The sequence below is a fragment of the Rhizobium sp. KNZ14-9A genome (genome assembly GCF_056755015.1).
The window spans coordinates 1,229,338-1,252,485 of the sequence record NZ_JBPGXB010000004.1 but is presented as its reverse complement, the minus strand read 5'-3'; the positions used below and the strand labels follow the sequence as shown (position 1 = coordinate 1,252,485).

General features: G+C 61.0%; 23 protein-coding genes. 9 read left to right on the top strand and 14 right to left on the bottom strand.

Annotation, left to right across the window (positions count from 1 at the left end; all coding sequences use genetic code 11):
* Nucleotides 1-26: 26 nt before the first annotated feature.
* The 9 genes from ACR9ZQ_RS36095 to ACR9ZQ_RS36055 all read right to left on the bottom strand — a co-directional run bounded on the left by ACR9ZQ_RS36095 (nt 27) and on the right by ACR9ZQ_RS36055 (nt 9,214).
* Nucleotides 27-719, bottom strand: coding sequence for a response regulator transcription factor (locus ACR9ZQ_RS36095; protein ID WP_007820889.1), 693 nt, complete (start codon nt 717-719; stop codon nt 27-29).
* A complete protein-coding gene (locus ACR9ZQ_RS36090; RefSeq protein WP_481430179.1) occupies nt 716-3,427 on the bottom strand; it encodes a DUF4118 domain-containing protein in 2,712 nt (903 codons plus the stop codon). Before ACR9ZQ_RS36090 ends, ACR9ZQ_RS36095 begins: the two co-directional genes overlap by 4 nt.
* Before the next feature lie 64 nt (nt 3,428-3,491).
* A complete protein-coding gene (kdpC, locus tag ACR9ZQ_RS36085) occupies nt 3,492-4,061 on the bottom strand; it encodes a potassium-transporting ATPase subunit KdpC (RefSeq protein ID WP_310382527.1) in 570 nt (189 codons plus the stop codon).
* Between the two features lie 12 nt (nt 4,062-4,073).
* Nucleotides 4,074-6,134, bottom strand: coding sequence for a potassium-transporting ATPase subunit KdpB (gene kdpB, locus ACR9ZQ_RS36080; RefSeq protein ID WP_310382528.1), 2,061 nt, complete (start codon nt 6,132-6,134; stop codon nt 4,074-4,076).
* Nucleotides 6,135-6,179: 45 nt separating this feature from the next.
* Nucleotides 6,180-6,335, bottom strand: coding sequence for a hypothetical protein (locus tag ACR9ZQ_RS36075; RefSeq protein WP_310382529.1), 156 nt, complete (start codon nt 6,333-6,335; stop codon nt 6,180-6,182).
* Nucleotides 6,336-6,344: 9 nt separating this feature from the next.
* Nucleotides 6,345-8,048: a potassium-transporting ATPase subunit KdpA gene (gene kdpA, locus ACR9ZQ_RS36070; protein WP_481430178.1), complete on the bottom strand. Its 1,704-nt coding sequence runs from the start codon at nt 8,046-8,048 to the stop codon at nt 6,345-6,347.
* Between the two features lie 52 nt (nt 8,049-8,100).
* On the bottom strand, nt 8,101-8,190 hold the full coding sequence (locus ACR9ZQ_RS36065; protein WP_007825856.1) for a K(+)-transporting ATPase subunit F: 90 nt from the start codon (nt 8,188-8,190) through the stop codon (nt 8,101-8,103).
* A 385-nt stretch (nt 8,191-8,575) separates the two neighbouring features.
* Entirely contained in the window at nt 8,576-8,938 is a 363-nt protein-coding gene (locus tag ACR9ZQ_RS36060) for a copper resistance CopC family protein (protein ID WP_310382531.1), read from the bottom strand.
* 75 nt (nt 8,939-9,013) lie between these two features.
* Nucleotides 9,014-9,214 carry a hypothetical protein gene (locus tag ACR9ZQ_RS36055; RefSeq protein WP_481430177.1) on the bottom strand — a complete coding sequence of 67 codons (201 nt, stop codon included), beginning with the start codon at nt 9,212-9,214 and terminating at the stop codon, nt 9,014-9,016.
* Nucleotides 9,215-9,453: 239 nt separating this feature from the next.
* Here ACR9ZQ_RS36055 and ACR9ZQ_RS36050 point away from each other — a divergent pair, with 239 nt between their 5' ends.
* On the top strand, nt 9,454-10,497 hold the full coding sequence (locus ACR9ZQ_RS36050) for an NAD(P)-dependent alcohol dehydrogenase (RefSeq protein ID WP_481430176.1): 1,044 nt from the start codon (nt 9,454-9,456) through the stop codon (nt 10,495-10,497).
* A 6-nt stretch (nt 10,498-10,503) separates the two neighbouring features.
* Here ACR9ZQ_RS36050 and ACR9ZQ_RS36045 read toward each other — a convergent pair whose 3' ends face one another.
* The 4 genes from ACR9ZQ_RS36045 to ACR9ZQ_RS36030 all read right to left on the bottom strand — a co-directional run bounded on the left by ACR9ZQ_RS36045 (nt 10,504) and on the right by ACR9ZQ_RS36030 (nt 14,211).
* Nucleotides 10,504-11,073 (bottom strand): DedA family protein, encoded by a 570-nt coding sequence (locus ACR9ZQ_RS36045; protein ID WP_481430175.1) that lies wholly within the window; start codon nt 11,071-11,073, stop codon nt 10,504-10,506.
* A 34-nt stretch (nt 11,074-11,107) separates the two neighbouring features.
* Nucleotides 11,108-12,469 (bottom strand): FAD-containing oxidoreductase, encoded by a 1,362-nt coding sequence (locus ACR9ZQ_RS36040; protein ID WP_481430174.1) that lies wholly within the window; start codon nt 12,467-12,469, stop codon nt 11,108-11,110.
* The gene (locus ACR9ZQ_RS36035) at nt 12,469-12,927 is read right to left on the bottom strand and encodes a DUF4126 family protein (RefSeq protein WP_481430173.1); all 459 of its coding nucleotides are present in this window, start codon (nt 12,925-12,927) and stop codon (nt 12,469-12,471) included. The genes ACR9ZQ_RS36040 and ACR9ZQ_RS36035 overlap by 1 nt, the downstream gene beginning before the upstream one ends.
* A gap of 96 nt (nt 12,928-13,023) precedes the next feature.
* A complete protein-coding gene (locus ACR9ZQ_RS36030; RefSeq protein ID WP_481430172.1) occupies nt 13,024-14,211 on the bottom strand; it encodes an acyl-CoA dehydrogenase in 1,188 nt (395 codons plus the stop codon).
* 213 nt (nt 14,212-14,424) lie between these two features.
* On the opposite strand from ACR9ZQ_RS36030, the gene ACR9ZQ_RS36025 reads away from it, so the two are divergent.
* Complete coding sequence (locus tag ACR9ZQ_RS36025) at nt 14,425-14,763, top strand: cupin domain-containing protein (protein WP_310382538.1); 339 nt, start codon at nt 14,425-14,427, stop codon at nt 14,761-14,763.
* Here ACR9ZQ_RS36025 and ACR9ZQ_RS36020 read toward each other — a convergent pair whose 3' ends face one another.
* Complete coding sequence (locus ACR9ZQ_RS36020; protein WP_310382539.1) at nt 14,764-15,708, bottom strand: LysR family transcriptional regulator; 945 nt, start codon at nt 15,706-15,708, stop codon at nt 14,764-14,766. It abuts the gene before it with no gap.
* Nucleotides 15,709-15,960: 252 nt separating this feature from the next.
* Here ACR9ZQ_RS36020 and ACR9ZQ_RS36015 point away from each other — a divergent pair, with 252 nt between their 5' ends.
* The 7 genes from ACR9ZQ_RS36015 to mmsB all read left to right on the top strand — a co-directional run bounded on the left by ACR9ZQ_RS36015 (nt 15,961) and on the right by mmsB (nt 23,141).
* The gene (locus ACR9ZQ_RS36015; RefSeq protein WP_113321456.1) at nt 15,961-17,172 is read left to right on the top strand and encodes an ABC transporter substrate-binding protein; all 1,212 of its coding nucleotides are present in this window, start codon (nt 15,961-15,963) and stop codon (nt 17,170-17,172) included.
* A gap of 3 nt (nt 17,173-17,175) precedes the next feature.
* The gene (locus tag ACR9ZQ_RS36010; RefSeq protein WP_481430171.1) at nt 17,176-17,961 is read left to right on the top strand and encodes an ABC transporter ATP-binding protein; all 786 of its coding nucleotides are present in this window, start codon (nt 17,176-17,178) and stop codon (nt 17,959-17,961) included.
* On the top strand, nt 17,961-18,662 hold the full coding sequence (locus ACR9ZQ_RS36005; protein WP_310382542.1) for an ABC transporter ATP-binding protein: 702 nt from the start codon (nt 17,961-17,963) through the stop codon (nt 18,660-18,662). Before ACR9ZQ_RS36010 ends, ACR9ZQ_RS36005 begins: the two co-directional genes overlap by 1 nt.
* A gap of 4 nt (nt 18,663-18,666) precedes the next feature.
* Nucleotides 18,667-19,554 (top strand): branched-chain amino acid ABC transporter permease, encoded by an 888-nt coding sequence (locus tag ACR9ZQ_RS36000; RefSeq protein WP_481430170.1) that lies wholly within the window; start codon nt 18,667-18,669, stop codon nt 19,552-19,554.
* A 1-nt stretch (nt 19,555) separates the two neighbouring features.
* Nucleotides 19,556-20,545 (top strand): branched-chain amino acid ABC transporter permease, encoded by a 990-nt coding sequence (locus ACR9ZQ_RS35995; RefSeq protein ID WP_481430169.1) that lies wholly within the window; start codon nt 19,556-19,558, stop codon nt 20,543-20,545.
* A gap of 109 nt (nt 20,546-20,654) precedes the next feature.
* Entirely contained in the window at nt 20,655-22,250 is a 1,596-nt protein-coding gene (locus ACR9ZQ_RS35990; RefSeq protein ID WP_481430168.1) for a GMC family oxidoreductase, read from the top strand.
* 9 nt (nt 22,251-22,259) lie between these two features.
* Nucleotides 22,260-23,141, top strand: a complete 882-nt coding sequence (mmsB, locus tag ACR9ZQ_RS35985) for a 3-hydroxyisobutyrate dehydrogenase (protein ID WP_481430167.1) — start codon at nt 22,260-22,262, stop codon at nt 23,139-23,141.
* The last annotated feature ends 7 nt before the right edge of the window (nt 23,142-23,148 follow it).

Below are 23,148 nucleotides of genomic sequence, written 5' to 3'. Positions count from 1 at the left end.
ATTCTCGATGCTGTTTTCGGCAGGTATCAGTCAGGTTCACGGAGCCGATAGCCGACGCCGGTCTCGGTGGTGATATAGTGTGGCTGGTCGGGAATCTGCTCGACCTTTTGCCGCAGCTGGCGCACATAGACGCGCAGATACTGCACGTCCGCCGCCGGCCCCCATACCTGTTTCAGAAGAAATTGATGTGTCAGCACCTTGCCGGCATGCTGGGCGAGTACGCGCAGGATGTCGTATTCCTTCGGCGACAGCTTGATCTCCCTGCCGTCGACCTTGACGATGCGCTTGACGAGATCGATCGACAGACCGCCCGTCTGAAAGATGGCCTTTTCGCCCTGCTGCTGCAGCCGGTGGCGGAGCGCCACGCGGATACGGGCACCGAGTTCGTTGACGCCGAAGGGCTTGGTTACATAGTCGTCGGCACCGCTTTCCAGCGCCTTGACGATGCCGGCCTCGTCGGTGCGGCTCGACAGGATGACGACAGGCATGGTGAGCCCGTCCTCGCGCCATTCCTGCAAAAGGTCATGGCCTGGCATGTCGGGAAGGCCGAGATCGAGCACGATGAGATCGGGCTGGTCGTCCTTGACGGACTGACGAGCCGCACCGGCATTCGGCGCTTCATGCACTTCATAGCCTTGCGCGGTGAGGCCGACGCGTAAGAGCTTGCGGATCGGGGGCTCGTCATCAACGACGAGAATCTTGACGGCTGAACCGGTCATTTGAGTTCATCCAGTTTGGGAATGTCATTCGGTTTGGGGAGGCGGATGGTGAAGACAGCGCCGGAGTGGTTGGTCCGGTTGCCGGCGGTGATCGTCCCGCCCATCGCCTCGATGAAGCCCCGGCATATGGAGAGGCCAAGGCCGGTGCCGGCGCGTACCTGATCGCCCTTGCGCACGCGGTAGAAGGTGTCGAAGACACGGGTGAGGTCTGCAGGAGGAATGCCCGGGCCTTCGTCGGAGACCTGTACGACGACATTGTCGGCATCCGCCCAACCCTCGATGTGGATGACGGAACCTTCGGGCGCATATTTGGCGGCATTGTCGAGCAGATTGAAGATGACCTGCTCGAAGAGAACGGGATCGACGCGGACCATGGGCAGGTCGGCGGGGATCGTCATTTCGGTCCTGTGATGATCGAGGATCTTGGCGGCGCGGCGCAGGGCACTACCGGCGATATCGCCGGCATAGTGCAGTGCATAATTCGGTTCCATAGCACCGGATTCGATTTTCGTCATGTCGAGCAGGTTTGCAATGAAGCGGTTGAGGCGCTCGGATTCATCGACGACGGTCGACAGAAGGTCGGTGCGGTCTTCCACCGGCATGGAATCGAAATAGTCGCGCAGTGTGCCGGACGCGCCGAGGATCGCCGCAAGCGGCGTCTTCAGATCATGCGAGATCGAAGTCAGCAGGGCTGACCGCAGACGGTCAGCTTCCGCCGCAAGCTTGGCGCGATCGACATCGGCGACGAGCTGGACGCGCTCGATGGCGAGTGCCGCCTGATCCGCCAGGGCGTCCAGAAGACGCTGCTGCTCGGGCGTCAGCAACGGGCCATCGCGGCGGTCGCTGTCGAGACCGATGACACCGACGGCGGTGCGGCCGGTGCGCAGCGGTACATAGAGGCGCTTGGCACCGGGCAGAGTATCGGCGCCGCGACCGGCGGCATGATTATGCTCCCAGGCCCAGCGGGCGGCGGCAATATCGGCGTCGTCGAGCGTATCGTCGGGCGGATAACCGGCTTTGACCGCGATGGAGTTATCCTCCGGCAGAAGCAGAACGACGCGCACCTTGAGCATCGAGGCGATCTGGAAGGCGGTTGCCCAGAGAACGTCATCGAGCGTGCCGGTGCCGGCGAGCTTTTTGGAAAAGAGATAGAGGTCTTCCGTCGTGCGCGCCCTCTGCCGGGCGGCGACCGCCTGCCGCTGCACCGTCGCCGTGAGATTTGAGGCGATAACGGCGACGCCGAGGAAAAAGAAGAGCGCCAGCACGCTTTCAGGATCGCTGATCGTCAGCGTATAGCGCGGTGGCAGGAAGAAGAAGTTGAAGGAGAGGGCACTGACGATACAGGTATAGAGCGCCGGCCTCAGGCCATGGATGACCGCTGATGTCAGCACCGCCATTAGGAAGACGAGCGCCAGATTGCGTACGTCGAGAACCTGGTCGAGCACCACACCGACGGCCAGCGCAACGGCGACATAGGCTGTCGAGAGGATATAGGCCCTGAAATTGAGTGTCGGCGCGCTCGGAGCCGCCTTGACGCCGCGCTGCGAAGCCGTGTCTTTCTCGTTTCCGGAAATGACATGAACGCTGATATCGCCGGCCCGCCGGATCAGCTCGTCGGTCGTCGAACGGTTCCACCACCCCTCGCGCCAGACCGGCTTCTTCGGGGCGCCGATGACGATGTGGGTGACGTTGTTGGCGGTGGCGTGCCGCACCAGCTCTTCCGCCACTTCGCGACCGGGAATGGTGATTGCTTCACCGCCGAGCTGTTCGGCAAGCCGCAAGGTGGCTGCGATCGTGTCTCGCTGCGTTTCCGAAAGATTGATGGAGCGATTGGTTTCGATATAGACGGCGGCCCAGGGGCCACGTAGGCGCGAGGCCATGCGCGAGGCATAGCGGACGAGCGAGGCAGAGCGGGGATGCTCGTCGATCGACACCAGCACGCGTTCGCCGGCGGCCCACGGGCCGGAAATCGCATGCGCCTGCATATGGGTCAGCAACTGGTCGTCGACGCGCTGGGCGGTCTTGCGCAGGGCGAGTTCGCGCAGCGCCGTCAGGTTGCCGGGCGTGAAATAATTGGTCAGCGCGCGCTCGGCGGTCTTTGCCACATAGACCTTGCCATCGTGAAGACGCTTGATGAGGTCGTCGGGTGTGAGGTCGATGATCTCGATATCATCAGCCATGTCGATCACAGAGTCCGGCACGGTTTCGCGCACCCGGATGCGGGTGATCTGCGAAACGACGTCGTTCAGGCTCTCCACATGCTGGATGTTCAGCGTCGAATAGACATCGATGCCGCGGTCGAGCAGTTCTTTGACATCGAGATAGCGCTTCGGATGGCGGCTGCCCTCGGCATTGGTATGGGCGAGCTCGTCGACGAGAACGAGATCGGGCTTGCGGGCGAGAATGGCATCGAGATCCATCTCTTCGAGCGACTGGCCGCGATACGCGATCTTCATACGCGGAACGATCTCGAAACCGGCAAGCAGCGCCTCGGTCTCTTTGCGGCCATGGGTTTCGACGACACCGATCACCACGTCGAGGCCATCGGCCATCTTGGCATGGCCCGAGACCAGCATCTCATAGGTCTTGCCGACGCCGGGTGCAGCGCCCAGGAAGATCTTCAGGCGCCCGCGCGACTCCGCCCGAGCCCTTTCGAGAAGCGCATCGGGAGAGGGCCTGCCGGCCTGGTCGCGGTTGTCGTCTGGCATGCGGTTCGGTCTTTCTTCACGAGCAAGCCCCGGCCCGCTTGTCGCGCTCCGGGGCTCTCAACCTTTACTGAGTCATAGAAGCATCAAGGCTCTGGTTCAACGCCAGAACATTGACGGTCGGCTCGCCCAGCAGGCCGAGTTCGCGGCCTGTGACAGCTGCATCGACCAGCGCCTTGACCTTGGCTTCATCGACACCGCGGGCCTTGGCGACACGCGGCACCTGGAAATAGGCGGCATCCGGCGAAATATGCGGGTCGAGGCCGCTGCCCGAGGCGGTGACGAGGTCGGCGGGAACCTCGGCATTCGGGTTGGCTGCCTTGGCCGCATCATAGTCGCCCTTCACGCGGTCGATCAGCTTCTGGCTGGTTGGGCCGAGGTTGGAGCCGGAGGATGCAGCGGCATTGTAGCCGTCGCCTGCGGCGGACGGGCGGCCGTGGAAGTACTTGTCGCTGGTAAAGGCCTGGCCGATCAGCGTGGAGCCGATGACCTTTCCGTCCTTTTCAATAAGGCTGCCATTTGCCTGGAAGGGGAAGATGGCCTGAGCGGCACCCGTCATGGCGAGCGGATAGAGGAGGCCGGTGATGGCCGTGGTGGCAACGATCATGACGATTGCCGGGCGAAGTTCTTTCAACATGGACTTTACTCCTTAGGCGAGGCCGACGGCCGTGATGACGATGTCGATCGCCTTGATGCCGATGAAGGGGACGATGATGCCGCCGAGGCCGTAGATCAGCAGGTTGCGGGAGAGCAGCGCACCGGCACCGATCGGGCGGTAGCGGACACCCTTCAGCGACAGCGGGATCAGCGCGATGATGATCAGCGCGTTGAAGATGATCGCCGACAGGATGGCGCTCTGCGGCGTAGCGAGACCCATGATGTTGAGCACGCCGAGCTGCGGGTAGAAGGTCAGGAACATCGCCGGAATGATGGCGAAGTACTTGGCGATGTCGTTGGCGATCGAGAAGGTTGTCAGCGCACCGCGGGTCATCAGGAGCTGCTTGCCGATTTCGACGATCTCGATAAGCTTCGTCGGGTCGCTATCGAGGTCGACCATGTTGCCGGCCTCGCGGGCTGCGACCGTGCCGGTGTTCATGGCGACGCCGACATCTGCCTGGGCAAGCGCCGGGGCGTCGTTGGTGCCGTCACCACACATGGCGACCAGCTTGCCCTTGGCCTGTTCCTCGCGCATCAGCGCCAGTTTCATTTCAGGCGTTGCCTGAGCGAGGAAGTCGTCGACACCGGCTTCTGCTGCGATGGCAGCCGCCGTCAGCGGATTGTCGCCGGTGATCATCACGGTACGGATGCCCATGCGGCGAAGCTCTGTGAAGCGCTCGCGGATGCCGCCCTTGACGATGTCCTTGAGTTGAATGACGCCGAGCAGCTTGCCGTCGCGGGCAACAGCAAGCGGTGTGCCGCCGGCCTTGGAAACCTCATCTGATATCGACTGCAATTCGCGGACGACTTCAGCGCCATTCTTCGAGGAGGCATCGCCATTGACGTAAGCCAGCACCGCATCGACGGCACCCTTTCGGATCGACGAACCGTCAAGGTCGACGCCGCTCATGCGGGTCTGGGCAGTGAAGGGCACGAAGCTGGCCTTCAGGCTCACCATGTCGCGGCCGCGGATTGCATATTTCTCCTTGGCGAGCACGACGATGGAGCGTCCCTCAGGCGTTTCGTCGGCGAGCGAAGCGAGCTGGGCCGCATCGGCGAGATCCTGTTCTGAGATGCCGCGGACCGGGCGGAAGCTGGTGGCCTGGCGGTTGCCCAGCGTGATCGTGCCGGTCTTGTCGAGCAGCAGCGTATCGACGTCACCGGCGGCTTCGACGGCGCGGCCGGACATGGCGAGCACGTTGAAGCGGACGAGACGGTCCATGCCGGCGATGCCGATTGCCGACAGCAGGGCGCCGATGGTGGTCGGGATCAGCGTGACGAAGAGTGCGACGAGCACGATGATCGGGATCGAGCCGCCGGCATAGGCAGCAAAACTCGGGATCGTCGCCGTGGCGAGAACGAAGATCAGCGTCATGCCTGCAAGCAGGATATTGAGGGCGATTTCGTTTGGCGTTTTCTGGCGTTCGGCGCCTTCGACGAGCGCGATCATGCGGTCGATGAAGGTGGAGCCGGCCGCCGCGGTGATGCGGACGCGGATCCAGTCGGAAAGAACCTGCGTGCCGCCGGTGACGGCCGAGCGGTCGCCGCCGGATTCACGAATGACCGGGGCGGATTCGCCGGTGATGGCCGCTTCGTTGACCGAGGCCACACCTTCGACGACTTCGCCGTCCGAGGGGATGATATCGCCGGCCTCGACGAGGACGAGGTCGCCGACCTTCAGACTCGTGCCAGGCACCATGCGGTAGCCGGTACCATTGTTGGCGGTCAGCAGCTTGGCCTGGGTTTCGGTACGGGCCTTGCGCAGCGAGTCGGCCTGCGCCTTGCCACGGCCTTCTGCGACGGCTTCGGCGAAGTTGGCAAAGAGCACAGTGAACCAGAGCCAGAGGTTGATCTGGAAGGAGAAGGCGAGATTGCCGTTGCCTGAGACGAGGTCGCGTAGGAACAGAACGGTGGTCAGCGCCGAGACCGTAGCCACGACGAACATGACCGGGTTTTTGGCAAGCGCGCGGGGGTTGAGCTTGGTGAAAGCAGCACCCACGGCCGGAATGAGAATGCGAGAATCCATGATGCTCGCGGATTTTGCCTGGCTCATAAGAGACTCCAGCTTTGAAACGAGGATGGCGAACCGGATGGCCGGTCAGCCCTGTAAAATTCTGATTGCGCAGACGATGACGAGCAGGCCTGCCATCATCACCAGGATGATGTCGGTGCCCCGTGCCAGTCGCTCACGTTCACGTCCCGGCGTACCGGGACGTGAATTGAAGGCTTTGCGGAGCCTGTGACGGAGGATCATCGCATCACCTCAGAAGGTCTGACCGGCGACCATGACCAGGTGCTCGACAACAGGGCCAAGGGCCAGCGCCGGGAAGAAAGTCAGGCCGCCGACGATCAGGATCGTGCCGACGAGCAGACCGACGAAGAGCGGACCGTCAGTCGGGAAGGTGCCTGCCGAGGCTGGAACCGTCTTCTTGGTGATCAGTGAGCCTGCGATCGCAAGCGCCGGGACGATGACCAGGAAGCGACCCATCAGCATGCCGATGCCGAGCGTCACGTTGTACCAGGGCGTGTTGCCCGTCAGACCGCCGAAAGCCGAGCCGTTGTTGGCCGCAGCCGACGTATAGGCATAGAGGATTTCGGAGAAGCCGTGCGGGCCGGCGGTGCCGATCGAGGCGACGGCGCTCGGAAGCACTGTTGCGATCGCGGTGAAGACCAGCATCGCAAGCGGCAGGCAAAGAATGGCGAGAACGGCCATCTTCATCTCCTTCGCCTCGATCTTCTTGCCGAGATATTCCGGCGTGCGGCCGACCATGAGGCCTGCCACGAAGACGGCGACGATGATGAACATCAGGATGCCGTAGAAGCCGGCACCCACACCGCCGACGATGACTTCGCCGAGTTGCATGTTGATCAGCGGGATCAGGCCGCCGAGCGCCGTGAAGCTGCCATGCATGGCGTTGACCGCGCCACAGGAGGCGGCCGTGGTGATGACCGCAAACAGCGAGGACATGGCGACACCGAAGCGGACTTCCTTGCCTTCCATGTTGCCGCCCTGCAGACCGAAGGCATGCATTAGCGGGTTGCCGGCAGCTTCCGCCCAGTAGGTGATGCCGACGCCGACGATGAAGAGCAGGCCCATGGAGGCGAGGATCGCCCAGCCCTGGCGCTGGTTGCCGACCATGCGGCCGAAGACGTTGGTAAAGGCTGCGCCGATCGCAAAGATCGACACCATCTGGATCATGTTCGAGATATTGTCGGGGTTCTCGAAGGGATGGGCGGAGTTGGCATTGAAGAAACCGCCGCCATTGGTGCCGAGCATCTTGATGGCAAGCTGCGAGGCGACGGGGCCGACGGCGATCGTCTGCTTGGTGCCTTCGAGCGTTGTCGCATCGACATAGGGGCCGAGCGTCTGCGGCACGCCGAGCCAGACATAGGCGAGCGTCAGCACGATGCAGATCGGCAGCAGAATGTAGAGCGTGGCGCGGATCATATCGACCCAGAAATTGCCGATCGCCTTGCCCGATGCGCGCGAGAAGGCGCGGATGAAGGCAACGGCAATCGCCATGCCTGTCGCAGCCGACACGAAGTTCTGGACGGTGAAGCCCATCATCTGTGTCAGATAGGACATGGTGCTTTCGCCACCGTAATTCTGCCAATTCGTATTGGAGACGAAGCTGACGGCGGTATTGAACGAAAGCTGCTCAGGCACGGCAGCCATGCCCGCTGGATTGTAAGGCAGCACGCCCTGCAGGCGCATCAGTGCATAAAGCACGATGACGCCCATCAGGTTGAACATCAGCATGGCGAAGGCATAGGAGGTCCAGTGCTGGTCTTCGCGTTCGCTGGTGCCGGCAACGGTGTAAAGTCCTCGTTCGATCGGAACGAGGACCGGTGAGAGAAATGTGCGCTCGCCGCTGAAGACACGCGTCATGTAACCGCCGAGCGGTTTGACGAGCACGAGGACGATCCCGCAATAAAGCAGGATCTGAAGCCATCCGTTGAGGGTCATGGGAGGAAACTTTCAGTACCTGGCTGCTTCTGGATGAGAAGCACCGGCTCTTTCAGAAACGTTCTGGGCGGATGAGAGCGTAGGTGAGGTAGACGGTGAGAAACACGGTCACGGCACCGCTCAAGACATAATCGAGGGTCATCTGTTCTCTCCTGTCAAAGCCTGTCACAGGCGCGCGTATAGGCAAAGCAAAGTCCGAAGAATACGACTGCAGTGCCGAGTAGAATTATATCCATCATCGATCTTGACTCCGGTTTGTTATTCTTGGAGTCAGACAAGACAAAGGGCGCCGGCTCAGTGGAAACGACACCATTTATGCTTTCTGGCGTGGAGATGATCTTTGCGATCTCTCGGACATTAATATGCGGCCGAAGCGCATAAAGGTTCGAGATTGCATCGGAGGCATCAATATAAAAATCTTATAAATGCCTTTATGCGGCCAAGGGCGCGATTAGGGCCGCCCCATAGACAAAAAAGCCGTGCCCGGAGGGCACGGCGCAATTTCGAACAGCTTGATATCGGAAGGTTCAGGGATCGACCCGGAACTGGTAGTGGCCCTCAGCGCTGTGGCCATCCATAGAGAGTACTCGCCAGTTGAGCGTATAGACGCCAGCCGCCATGGACGGATCGAGCGGGACCTTGAAGACGGAGCCTTCCGGTCCCGAAAGAAACGGCTTGCCGGTCGGCAATGTCAGGCCCTGGGCATCGAGAAGGGTTGCGGTCGAGCGGGCGAGATCGACAGGGCCGGTGAAGGTGAGCTCGAGATTGGCCGGCACCAGCTTTTCTTCTTGCTGCGGCGGCGGAAGCGATGCTTCTTCGATCGCCGCAGACGCCGCGTTTGCGGCAAAGAGAAGAGATGCGAACAGGCAGAATGACACAATCGATTTCATGACGGTCTTCCTTACGTTGCCGATCCGCATGGTGTCGGGAGCGTCATGCCCCCGCCACGCCATGCCGGCGCATGCTTAATAACGCTGTGGAGGGCGATTTCGATCCCTTGCCCGTGCAATAACCCGCACCGGCTGAAGCAGCGGCTGCGGCTGGCGGCCTTCCTGGAGTGCAGCAACAGCCTCATCCAACAGGTTGCGCCAGATTTCGCGGAGCTGTCGCTTGATCTGCGAGTTGGAAGACAGGTTTCTGCCGACATTGTCGTTGTCGTGCTTCATCGCTTTTCTCCTTCCCACTTGTCGTGGTCGTTGATGATCAATGTAGTCCTCGCCGGGCTTTTGTGGAATCATACGGACGTCTAGGGCGAGCTTATCTTTCGGGTGATAATTATGTGAGCATTTCGTCACATAATGAGCAAAAGCCTGATGGAGATGATTGAATTGCTCCGCCTTGCGGTCTTATAGTCGCCGCAACGGCGCCCCATGAATCGCGGGAGCCATAGGGAAGGAAACCGATCATGACCAAAGTCCGTGCGCTGGTACTGGAGCGCCAGCATGAGCTTGCGCTTCGCGATATCGATCTGCCTCTGGAGACAGGCCCCGGGCAGGTGAAGATCAAGATCCATACCGTGGGTGTCTGCGGCTCCGACGTGCACTATTATACGCATGGCAAGATCGGCCCCTTCATCGTCAACGAGCCGATGGTGCTCGGCCATGAGGCGGCAGGCACTGTGGTCGAGGTCGGCGCCGGCGTGACTCATCTGAAAGTCGGCGATCGCGTCTGCATGGAACCCGGCATTCCCGATCCCAATTCCAAGGCAAGCCGGCTCGGCATGTACAATGTCGATCCGGCCGTTACCTTCTGGGCGACGCCGCCGATCCACGGCGTGCTGACGCCTGAGGTCGTGCATCCGGCCAATTATACGTTCAAGCTGCCGGATAATGTCAGCTTCGCTGAAGGCGCGATGGTCGAGCCTTTCGCGGTCGGAATGCAGGCAGCCACCAAGGCGAAGATTGCACCCGGCGACACGGCCGTTGTCCTCGGCGCCGGCCCGATCGGCACCATGGTTGCGATTGCTGCCCTTGCCGGCGGCTGCGCCCGCGCGATCGTCGCCGACCTCGCCCAGCCGAAACTCGATATTGCTGCACAATACCAGGGCGTTATCCCGGTCAATATCCGCGAAAAAAATCTCGCCGAGGAAGTCAGCCGGTTGACCGATGGCTGGGGTGCGGATGTGGTCTTCGAATGCTCGGGCTCGCCGAAGGCCTGGGAGACGATCATGGCGCTTGCGCGCCCGGGCGGCGTCATCGTCGCCGTCGGCCTGCCGGTCAACCCTGTTGGTTTCGACGTCTCGACGGCCTCCACCAAGGAAATCCGCATCGAGACGGTGTTCCGTTACGCCCATCAATATGAGCGCTCGATCGCGCTGCTCGGCTCGGGTCGTGTCGACCTGAAGCCGCTGATATCAGAGACCTTCACCTTCGAGGAGTCGATCAAGGCTTTTGACCGCGCGGTCGAGGCGCGCCCGAGCGATGTCAAGCTGCAGATCGTCATGGACTGAGGCCCTCTACGGGTACTTGATCCCAAATTTCGTCTTGCGAAGCACCAGCGCCGCGCCCGCGATAAGGGCCGCGGCACCGAGTGCGATCAGCAGATGATGATGCAGCGGCAGGCGACCGAATATCTGGTGAATCCCGTGCCCGAAGGCATAGCCGAGTGCCGTGAAAAGCTGGCCCCAGATGAGCGCCGCCAGAAGGTTGAGCACGAGGAACCTCTGCGTCGATATATGCGTCGTGCCGATGACGATCGGGCTGATCGTCCGCAATCCCACGAGAAAGCGGAACGCAAAAATGAACCCGGTCGGATATTTTTCGAGAAGTTGCGTGACCCGCGCGAGCGCCGGCGTCTCCATCACGCGGCGAACGAAGCTCCATTGGGCGGCATAGCGGCCGGCAAAGAACCACATCTGATCTCCGGCGAATGACCCCGCCGAGGCCGCCATTGAGGCGGCCCAATAGGTCAGAAGGTCACGATGCGCGATGACGCCGCCGAGAAAGGCGGCAGTTTCCCCTTCAAAGGCGGTGCCGAGAAAAATCGCCGGGAGGCCGTAATTTTCGATCAGCAGTTCAATATTCAATGACCGGTCTCCGGCTGATTACGATCTTCGGGGATCAGGTCGCCTTCAAATCACCCAGCAGCGTCGGGATCAATTCCGAAACGGTAGGATGTATCGGCACGGACCATCGTAGCACCGGATAGGTCGTGCCGGCATTCATGGCATCGATGAAGCCGTGGATCGCCTCGTCGCCCTCGATGCCGAGAATGGCTGCACCTAGGATTTCCTTGGTCTCGGCATCTGCGACCACCTTCATGAAGCCCTTGGTTTCGCCGCGCTCATTGGCGCGGCCGACCCGGCTCATCGGGCGGGTCGAGACCATGATCTTGCGGCCTGAGGCGCGTGCCTGCTTTTCTGTCATGCCGACGCGGCCGAGCGGCGGGTCGATATAGAGGGCATAGGCCAGAATGCGGCTCGACACCTTGCGATCGTCGCCGTCAAGCAGATTGGCTGCGGCAATCTCGAAGTCATTGTAGGAGGTATGGGTGAAGGCGCCGTGGCCGTTGCAGTCCCCGAGCGCCCAGATGCCTTCGACATTGGTGGCCAGCCGGTCGTCGACGGTGATGAAGCCGCGCTTGTCGGTGGCCACGCCGGCGGCATCGAGGCCGAGGTCGTCGGTATTCGCCGTCCGGCCGGTGGCGATAAGCACATGGCTTGCCTCGATCGTTTCGGAGTCGGCCGTGACGGTTGCACTATTGGCGCCCTTGGCGAAGCGGATGTCCTTGACGTCGGTATGGACCTTTATGCCCTCGGATCTCAAGATATCGGCGATCGCATCGGAAATATCTTCGTCCTCGCGGGAGGCGAGTTTTGGGCCGCGCTCGATCACCGTCACTTCTGCCCCGAAACGTCGGTACATTTGCGCAAATTCCAAGCCGATATAGCTGCCGCCGATAATCGCGAGATGCTTCGGCAGGATGTCGAGATGGATGATGCCGGTGCTGGTCAGATAGTCGATATCGGCAAGACCCGGCATATCGGGGATCGTCGGGCGGGCGCCGACATTGAGGAAAATCTTCGGTGCCGTCAGCGTCTCGCCGTTGACGACGACTTCTTTCGGGCCTGTGAAGCGGGCATGGCCGTAGATGACTGTCATAGTCTTCATGCCGCCGAACCAGCCGCTTAAACCGTTGCGGGCCTCCATGATGATCGTCTCTGCGCGAGCGCGCACGGTCTTCATGTCGATTGCGATTTCGCCTGGAATGTGCACGCCGTAATCGGCGCCGTGCCGCGCCACATATGCGGCGCGGGCGCTTGCTACCAGTGTCTTTGTCGGCATGCAGCCTGCATTGACGCAGGTGCCACCAAGGAACTTGCGTTCGATCAGCGCCACCTTCATGCCCGTTTCCGCCATGCGGGCGGCGAGGAATGGGCCGGCCTGGCCGGCGCCGATGACGATTGCGTCGAAGCTCTTCATCAGACTGCCCAAGCGACGATAATGGCGCCGATGACCGCAACGGCATCCTCGAGCAGGGCTGCCGGACGATCCTGGCCGAAGGAGGCTGCGAGCTTGCCGCGCGCGGCTGCACCGCCGAGCGTGCCGATGACCGCGCCGATGATGCCGGCGATCAGGCCGGCGAAGAGCAGGCTGCTTGCGGCGCCGATGACGGCACCGCACAGCGCGCCAACGATGATGCGGGTGGCGAACTGGATCGGCACCTTGCGCGAGGGGGTGGAGGGCAACTGGTCGGTGATGAGCTCAATGATGGCAAGCGCCGTGAAGATCCACGGCGTCCACTTGTAGCCCATGAAGGCCAGCGGCGTCTGAGAGATATCGAACCAGCCGAGTGCTGCGCCCCAGGCGATGGCGGCAGGTGCGGTCATGGCGCGAAGACCGGCAATGACGCCGATCAGAAGTGCGAGCAGCAGAAGCATATGCAAATCCCCCTTGCACCGCCGGCCTCTCTGCCGCGGCAAGGGGAGGTTTGCACATTGTTGTCAAGGTTGCAATTCGCCTTGCGCGCCACTGAATTAGTTGGAGAAGGCGGCAATGCCTGTGATCGCACGACCGAGAATAAGCGCATGAATGTCATGCGTTCCCTCGTAGGTGTTGACCACTTCGAGATTGACGAGGTGGCGAGCGACGCCGAACTCGTCGGAAATACCATTGCCGCCCAGCATGTCGCGGGCTGCACGGGCAATCTCCAGTGCCTTGCCGCAGGAATTGCGCTTGAGGATCGACGTTAGTTCGACGGGCGGATGGCCCTCTTCCTTCATGCGGCCGAGACGCAAACATCCCTGAAGACCGAGCGAAATTTCGGTTGCCATATCGGCAAGCTTCTTCTGGATGAGCTGGTTGGCGGCGAGCGGCCGGCCGAACTGCTGGCGGTCCAGCGTATATTGCCGGGCCGTCGCATAACAGGCTTCGGCCGCACCCAGCGCCCCCCAGGCGATGCCGAAGCGAGCGGAGTTGAGGCAGGTGAAAGGTCCTTTGAGGCCGCTGACGTCGGGTAGCAGATTCTCGTCCGGCACGAAGACATTGTCCATCACGACTTCGCCTGTGATCGAGGCGCGAAGCCCAACCTTGCCCTGGATCTTCGGGGCTGAGAGACCCTTCCAGCCCTTTTCCAGGATGAAACCGCGGATGAGTCCATCCTCGGTCTTTGCCCAGACGACGAAGACATCGGCAATCGGCGCGTTCGAGATCCAGGTCTTGGAGCCCGTTAGGTTATAACCGCCATCGACCTTCTTTGCCCGCGTCGCCATGGAGCCTGGATCGGAGCCGTGATTGGGCTCGGTCAGGCCAAAACATCCGATCCGTTCGCCGGTCGCAAGTTTCGGCAGATATTTCTTCTTCTGCTCTTCGGAGCCGAAGGCGTCGATCGGCACCATGACGAGCGAGGACTGCACGCTCATCATCGAACGGTAACCGCTGTCGACCCGCTCCACTTCGCGGGCGATCAGGCCGTAAGCGACGTAGCCGAGGCCAGCGCCGCCATATTCCGGATCGATCGTGGGGCCGAGAAGGCCGAGTTCGCCCATCTCCCGGAATATCTCCGGATCGGTCTTCTCGTTGCGAAAGGCTTCGAGGACACGGGGGCCGAGCTTTTCCTGCGCATAGGCATGGGCGGTCTCCTGCACCATGCGCTCCTCGTCGGTCAGTTGCTCCACCAGCCGGAAAGGATCGGTCCAGTCGAAAACCTCGCGCGCGTGCTGCATGTCCAGTCTCCTCACCACTGTTCAGGGTCATTCTAAAGGCATGCCTGATTTAAAGTCGCATAGACCCGCCCGTTTGCGGCGTCAACAAGGCGGTCATCGTGCCAAAGATGCAGCACCCATCTTTTCAAACGGCGGCTGGTGCGCCAGTTTGCGCGCGACGGATTCTCGCCAGATAGATTCTGGCCAGATAGATTCTGGAGTGAGGAGGCAGGCATGTCATCGAGCGATCTTTTCGTATCGGCCGAAAGCGCCGAATGGGTAAACCCCGAGCCAGGTGTGACCCGCCGCATCATGACCTATTTGCCCGAGATGATGATGGTGGAAGTGGCCTTCGAGGCTGGCGCCGTGGGAGCTGCCCATTTCCATCCGCATATCCAGGCAAGCTATGTTGCTGAGGGAAGCTTCGAGGTGACGATCGATGGCCGCACCGAAGTGCTGAAGCAGGGTGGCAGTTTCATTGTGCCGCCTAATCTCGTCCATGGCGTCAAGGCGCTGGAAAAGGGTCGGCTGATCGATACCTTCACCCCGCATCGCGCCGAATTCCTGAAATAGTCACACCTCTGCCTTCGCCTTTCGTGCTGTGCCGATATAAGGTGGGATGAAACAGGCGTCTTCGCTGCGTGCCGTTTCCCTCAAGAAGTCGATGACGGCGCGCACACGTGGCGCCTGCTTCAAATCTCTGTGGCAGGTGATCCAGTAGTGCCGCTTGAGGTCGATCTCGTCGGGCAGCACGCGCACCAGTTCGGGATAACGACAGGCGAAGAAATAGGGCAGAATGCCGAGGCCAAGGCCGTTTCTGGTGGCCGTCAACTGCGCGAAGATGCTGGAACTTTGGAATTGCGGCTTGATGCGCGGATGCACGTCGCCAAGATAATCGAGCCCCGGTGCGAAGATCATTTCCTCGATATAGCTGATGAAGGGGTGGTTCAGCAGGTCATCGCGCGTGCTAATGGGTGCTGCGCGGGCGAGATAGTCGCGCGAGGCGTAGACCTGCAGATGATAGTCCGTCAGCTTTTCTGCAAAGTAGGGGCCGCCTTTGGGCTCATCGAGGACGACGGAAATATCGGCCTCCTTGCGGGAGAGCGACATGATCTGCTGGATGGTGACGAGTTCCAGTGCCAGATGCGGATGGCGGGCGGCAAATTGCGGAAGGACGGTCGCAAAGAAGAAGTTGGCGAAACCTTCGGGAGCGCTGAGGCGGACGAGGCCGCGCTGGCTGAGCGAGCCATCGGCGAGATCGGCCCGCAGCCGCTCCGTTTCCTGTTCCATCTTCTCGGCGGTTTCGACAAAGCGCGTGCCCATGGCGGTCAGCACGTAACCACGCGGATTTCGTTCGAAGAGCTTGACCTTCAGCGCAAATTCCAGCCGATCGATGCGTCGCGAGACGGTCGCATGGCTGGAGCGCAGCTGCCGTGCAGCCGTCGAAAGCTGGCCGGTGCGGGCGACAGCTAGAAAAAACTGCAGATCGTCCCAAGTAAATTGCGAAGCGTGGGTCATCGGTGTCGCCGATCCGTCTACGTCTTTGGTCTAATGCCGCCCGGCAAAGAGAGCGTCGGGACTGTCGCCAGAGCGGCATTATGACGGGTTCTGTTCAAAAACGAGCAGATACTGTTTGGAATTAGATGTAAACCGCCAGTTGCCTCATGGAGGAAATTCCGTGATCGTAAGGGCGGAGCGGCCGCTTTGAGGAGAGCGGGTCGCCAAATTTGAACAGATTCGCGATCTGGCCAATCTCTGGGAGGAGAGAATATGCGAAAGAATTTCATTGCGTCCGTTGCATTTTTGCTTGCAAGCAGCACCGCCGTGTTTGCCCAAAGTGCTGCCATTTCCGATGGTAAGGTCAAGATCGGCATTCTGAACGACCAGTCGGGCGTTTATGCCGACTTCGGTGGCAAGTCCTCTGTCGAGGCTGCGAAGATGGCCGTCGAGGACTTCGGTGGCAAGGTACTCGACATGCCGGTCGAGATCGTCGATGCCGACCATCAGAACAAGCCTGATATCGCCTCCAACATTGCCCGCCAGTGGTATGACACCGAACAGGTCGATGCCATCATGGAGCTGACGACCTCTTCCGTGGCTCTTGCTGTGCAGGCCATCGCCAAGGAAAAGAAGAAGATCGATATCGTTACCGGTGCTGCGACAACGGATCTCACCGGCAAGGCCTGCTCGCCCTACGGATTCCATTGGGCCTATGACACCCATGCTCTGGCCGTCGGCACCGGCGGTGCGCTGGTCAAACAGGGCGGCGACAGCTGGTTCTTTCTGACGGCGGACTATGCCTTCGGCTATTCGCTTGAACAGCAGACCACCGATTACGTGAAGGCGAGCGGCGGCACGGTCGTCGGTTCGGTGCGCCATCCCTTGTCGACCCAGGACTTCTCGTCCTTCCTGCTGCAGGCGCAATCATCAGGCGCCAAGGTCATCGGCCTTGCCAATGCCGGTCTCGACACGTCGAACGCCATCAAGCAGGCCGCTGAATTCGGCATCACCCAGGGCGGCCAGCATCTGGCGGCGCTGCTCTTCACGCTTGCCGAAGTTCATGGCTTGGGCATGGAGGCCGCGCAGGGCCTTACGCTGACGGAAGGCTATTACTGGAACCGCGATGACCAGAGCCGGGAATTCGCCAAGAAGTTCTTCGCCCGCACCGGTAAAATGCCAAACATGGTCCACACCGGCACCTATTCGGCCGTCCTGCAGTATCTGAAGGCGATCCAGAAGGCCGGCACGGATGAGACGGAAGCCGTCGCCAAGCAGCTTCATGAAATGCCCGTCGACGATGTCTTCGGCCGTGGCGGCACGGTCGGCCCGAACGGCCGCATGATCCACGATATGTATCTGTTGCAGGTCAAGAAGCCCGCCGAAAGCAAGGAGCCGTGGGACTATTTCAACGTTCTCGCCACCATTCCGGGCAAGGAAGCCTATATCGACCCCGCCAAGAGCGGCTGCGATCTGGTGAAGTGAACAATGGCGGTTTCCGCAATTGAAACTCAGGCCAAGCCGCGGGTAGTGCTTTCCGCCCGCGGCCTGCGCCGTGATTTCGGCGGCTTCACGGCCGTCAAGAATGTCGATCTCGATGTGCATGATGCGAGCGTGCATGCACTGATCGGGCCGAACGGTGCAGGCAAGACGACGGTGTTCAACCTGCTCACCAAGTTCCTGCAGCCGACATCAGGCACTATCACGCTGATGGGGACTGACATCACCAGGACGCCGCCGGACCGGGTGGCGCGCATGGGCCTCGTCCGCTCATTCCAGATCTCTGCCGTCTTCCCCCATCTTTCCGTGCTCGACAATGTTCGGGTCGCCCTGCAGCGGCCGAACAATCTGTCCACGCAGTTCTGGCGGCCGCTTTCGGCGCTCGACAGTCTGAACGACCGGGCCGAGCAATTGCTTGCCAGTGTCGGGCTTTCCAAGGAGCGCGATCATATCGCCGCCGATCTTTCTTATGGCCGCAAGCGCGTGCTTGAAATCGCCACAACGCTGGCGCTCGATCCGAAAGTGCTGCTGCTCGACGAGCCGATGGCCGGGATGGGGCAGGAGGATGTCAGCGTCGTCTCCGCCATCATCCGCGATGTCGCCCGCGACCGAGCGGTTTTGATGGTCGAGCACAATCTCTCCGTAGTCGCCAATATCTGCCGGCATGTGACCGTGCTGCAGCGTGGTGAAATCCTCGCCGAGGGCGACTATGCGACCGTCAGCCAGGACGAGCGTGTCCGGCAGGCCTACATTGGCACGGAGGAGCACCACTGATGGCGCCGCTTCTCGAAATTCAGGGTCTGAATGCCTGGTATGGCGAAAGCCATATCCTGCACGGGATCGACATGACGGTCGCTGAGGGCGAGATGATCACCATTCTCGGCCGCAATGGCGTTGGCAAGACGACAACTTTGCGCACCATCACCGGTATTGTGCGCTCCCGAAAGGGTACGATTAGCTTTGCCGGCACGGATATGATGCAGGTGCCGCTGCACAAGACCGCACATAAGGGTATCGGGTTCGTGCCGGAGGAGCGCGGCATCTTCGCGACGCTGACGGTTTCGGAAAATCTGATGCTGCCGCCTGTTGTGGCGCCAGGTGGCATGACCCTCGATGAAATCTACGAGCTCTTTCCAAACCTTTATGAGCGGCGCACGAGTTCCGGCACCAAGCTTTCGGGCGGTGAGCAGCAGATGCTGGCGATCGCCCGCATCCTGCGCACCGGCGTGCGCCTGCTGTTGCTCGATGAGCCGACCGAGGGGTTGGCGCCTGTTATCGTCCAGCGTATTGGCGAGGTTTTGAAGACGCTGAAGGAACGCGGCATGACCATCGTGCTCGTCGAACAGAATTTCCGCTTTGCAAGCCGTATTGCCGATCGCTTCTATCTGATGGATCATGGCCAGATGGTCTCGGAATTCCCGGTCGGCGAACTGCCGCAGCGCATGGATATGCTGCACAAGGTTCTGGGAGTGTGACGCGATGACGATGATCTTCGGCATTCCCTTGCAGGCGCTGCTCGGCCAGCTGCTGATCGGCCTGATCAACGGGTCGTTCTATGCACTGCTGAGCCTTGGTCTTGCGATCATTTTCGGTCTTCTGCGCGTCATCAACTTCGCGCACGGCGCCCAGTATATGCTCGGCGCCTTCGTCGCCTACCTGCTCTTGAATTATCTCGGTATCGGCTACTGGCCGTCGCTGATCCTGGCGCCCGTCATCGTCGGGCTTGCCGGCGCCGTCATCGAGCGGCTCTTCTTGCGTCGGCTCTACGATCTCGATCCGCTCTACGGCCTGCTCTTCACCTTCGGTCTGGCGCTCGCCGTCGAAGGCACGTTCCGTTATCTATACGGCTCGTCGGGCCAGCCCTATGCGACGCCGCCGGCCCTTGCCGGCGGCATGAACCTCGGCTTCATGTTCCTGCCGATCTATCGCGGTTGGGTGGTCGTCGTTTCGCTCGTCGTCTGCATCGGCATCTGGCTGCTGATCGAAAAGACCAAGCTCGGGGCCTATCTGCGCTCGGCGACGGAAAATGCTACTCTTGTTCAGGCCTTCGGCGTCAACGTGCCGGTTCTCCTGACCTTCACATATGCGCTTGGCGCTGGCCTTGCCGCTTTTGCCGGTGTGCTCGCAGCACCCATCTATCAGGTCTCGCCGCTAATGGGCTCGAACATGATCATCGTCGTCTTTGCCGTGGTCGTGGTCGGTGGGATGGGTTCGATCATGGGCGCCATCATCACCGGCTATGTGCTTGGCATCGCGGAGGGCCTGACCAAGGTCTTCTATCCGGAGGCCTCCAATATCGTCATCTTCGTCATCATGGCGATCGTGCTTCTCATCAGGCCCGCGGGCCTCTTCGGCCGGGATGCGTGACATGGCTGACATCACCGAAACCATCCGAACGGAAAAGAGCCGCACCGCACTTTCGGTGCAGACAGGGTTCCTGATCATCGGGTTGCTACTTCTGCTGCTGGCGCCCTTCTTCTTCTACCCGATCTTCCTGATGAAGCTGCTCTGCTTCGCGCTCTTTGCCTGTGCCTTCAACCTGTTGCTCGGCTATACCGGCCTGCTTTCCTTCGCCCATGCGACTTTTTTCGGCGGGGCTGCTTATTTCACCGCCTATACAGTAAAGAGTTGGGGATTTCCGCCGGAACTCGGTATTCTCGTCGGCGTTGCCGGGGCGGCCCTTCTCGGCCTCGTCATGGGCTTCTTCGCGATCCGCCGGCAGGGCATCTATTTCGCCATGATCACGCTGGCGCTCTCGCAGATGTTCTTCTTCTTCTGCCTGCAGGCAAAATTTACTGAAGGCGAGGACGGTATCCAGTCCGTGCCGCGCGGCCACCTCTTCGGCTTCATCGATCTCAACAGCTCCACCAACATGTACTATTTCGTGCTGGCGGTGTTCCTGATCGGGCTGCTCATTATCTGGCGCTTCATCAATTCGCCCTTCGGCATGATCCTGAAATCGATCCGCGAGAACGAGCAACGGGCGATCTCGCTCGGCTATTCCGTGGCGCGCTACAAGCTCGGCGCTTTCGTGATGTCGGCAGCCCTTGCCGGGCTTGCCGGATCGGTCAAATCGCTGGTCTTCCAGTTTGCGACGCTGACGGATGTTGCCTGGCAGATGTCGGGCGAGGTGATCCTGATGACGCTGCTCGGCGGCATCGGCACGCTGATCGGCCCGGTTTTCGGTGCAGGCCTCGTCGTGACGCTGCAGAACTATCTCGCTACCTCGGAATTTCCGGTGACGATCATCACCGGCGTGGTCTTCATGATCTGCGTGCTGATCTTCCGCCGCGGCATTGTCGGTGAATTCTATGCCTCTCGGCTCGGGCGTAAACTGGGCTTTGTCTATCGCCGCTGAACGGGCGGACCTCTTTCCTGCAACGGGAAAGGATGTGCAGCGGCGCCGCGAAATCCCGCCTCCTCGGGCCCGGGGAGGCGGGACGCAGCCATTTCGGAGTGCATGATCCATGGATCGCTATGACTATATCATCATCGGGGCAGGCAGCGCCGGCTGCGTGCTCGCAAACCGGCTATCAGCCGACCGCAATACAAGGGTCTTGCTGCTGGAGGCTGGTGGCAACGACAATTATCACTGGATCCACATTCCCGTCGGCTATCTCTATTGCATCAACAATCCGCGCACCGATTGGTGCTTTGCCACCGCACCCGAGGACGGGCTGAACGGACGGGCGCTGAACTACCCGCGCGGCAAGGTACTCGGCGGCTGCTCCTCGATCAACGGCATGATCTACATGCGCGGCCAGGCCCGCGATTACGATCTTTGGCGGCAGATGGGTTGCACCGGCTGGGGCTGGGATGATGTCCTGCCTTACTTCCGCAAATCGGAGGATCATTATCAGGGCGAGGATGAGATGCATGGCGCTGGCGGCGAATGGCGCGTGGAAAAGGCGCGCGTGCGCTGGGCCGTGCTCGACGCCTTCCAGCAGGCGGCCAGGGAAGCCGGCATTCCGGAAACGGCGGATTTCAACCGCGGCAGCAACGAAGGTTCCGGCTATTTCGACGTAAACCAGCGTTCCGGCATTCGCTGGAATACGACGAAGGCCTTTTTGCGCCCGGCGATGAAACGCGGCAACCTGACTGTGACGACCAAGGCGCAGGTGCGGCGGCTGCTGGTCGAGGAAGGCGCCGTTGTCGGCGTCGAGTTCCAGCACGGCGGTACGGCCAAGCGTGCCTATGCCGCGAAGGAAACCGTGCTGTCGGCGGGCTCCATCGGTTCGCCGCATATTCTGGAACTTTCCGGCATCGGCCGCGGAGAGGTTCTGCATCAAGCCGGCATTGATGTGCTGACCGAGGTCAAGGGCGTCGGCGAAAACCTGCAGGATCATCTGCAGCTTCGACTGGCCTATAAGGTAACAGGCGTGCCCACGCTCAATGAAAAGGCGTCGAAGCTGATCGGTAAGGCGGCGATCGGGCTCGAATATCTCATGCATCGGTCCGGTCCGATGGCGATGGCGCCGAGCCAGCTCGGAATCTTCACCCGTTCCGGCCCGGACAAGGAAACGCCGGATCTTCAGTACCACGTGCAGCCGGTGTCGCTCGATAAGTTCGGCGATCCCGTCCACGCCTTCCCGGCGATCACGGCGAGCGTTTGCAACCTCAGGCCGGAAAGCCGGGGATCGGTGCATGTTTCCAGCCCGGATTTTGCCGCGCAACCGACCATTGCGCCAAGATACCTCTCGACGCAGCGCGATCGCGACATAGCTGTTCGTTCGATAAAGCTCACGCGCAGGATCGTTGCGCAGCCATCCTTTGCCCGGTTCCAACCGGAGGAATTCAAGCCGGGACCGAGCTATCAGAGCGAGGCGGAGCTGGAAAAGGCGGCGGGCGATATCGGCACGACGATCTTCCACCCGGTCGGTACCTGCCGCATGGGCATCGATCGGGACAGTGTGGTCGATCCGCGGCTAAGATTGCGGGCGCTCGGCAAGCTCAGGATCGCAGATGCGTCGGTGATGCCGGCCATCACCTCGGGCAACACCAATTCGCCGACGATCATGATCGCCGAAAAAGCGGCGGCCATGATCCTCGAGGACAACAGATAGGAGACGAGCATGGCAAGGATCGGATTTATCGGGCTTGGCAATATGGGCGGGCCGATGGCCGCCAATCTTGTCAAGGCCGGTCACGAGGTTCTCGGCTTCGATCTGGCCGCACCGGTGCTGAAGGCAGCCGAGGAGAGCGGCGTGAAGCCCGCCAGCCATGCCAGCCAGGCGGTCAAGGAGGCTGAGATCGTCATTACCATGCTGCCGCAGGGCAAGCATGTGCTGACGGCTTGGGCCGATATCCTGCAATCGGCGGCACAAGGCACACTGGTGATCGATTGCTCGACCATCGATGTCGAAAGCAGCCGCAAGGCCCATGAGATGGCGAAGGCCACGAGCTGCCTGTCGCTCGATGCGCCGGTTTCCGGCGGGACGGGTGGAGCGAGCGCCGGCACGCTGACCTTCATGGCCGGCGGCTCGGAAGAGGCCTTTGCCAAGGCAAAGCCGATCCTCGAGGCCATGGGTAAGAAGATCGTCCACTGCGGTGAGGCAGGTGCCGGACAGGCGGCGAAGATCTGCAACAACATGATCCTCGGCATTTCCATGGTCGGTGTCTGCGAAGCCTTCGTGCTGGCCGAAAAGCTCGGCCTTTCGCATCAGGCGCTCTTCGATGTCGCCTCCACCTCATCGGGCCAATGCTGGTCGATCAATACTTATTGCCCGGTGCCGGGACCAGTGCCGACTTCGCCGGCCAACAATGACTACAAGCCGGGTTTTGCCGCAGCACTGATGCTGAAGGATCTCAGGCTTTCGCAGGAGGCCGCACTCGCGAGCGGCGCATCTACGCCGCTCGGCGCGGAGGCCGCACAGCTCTACGCACTCTTCGAAAAGCTCGGCAATGGCGGCAGGGATTTCTCCGCCATCATCGAGATGTTCCGCGAAAAGACGTGAGGCGGAT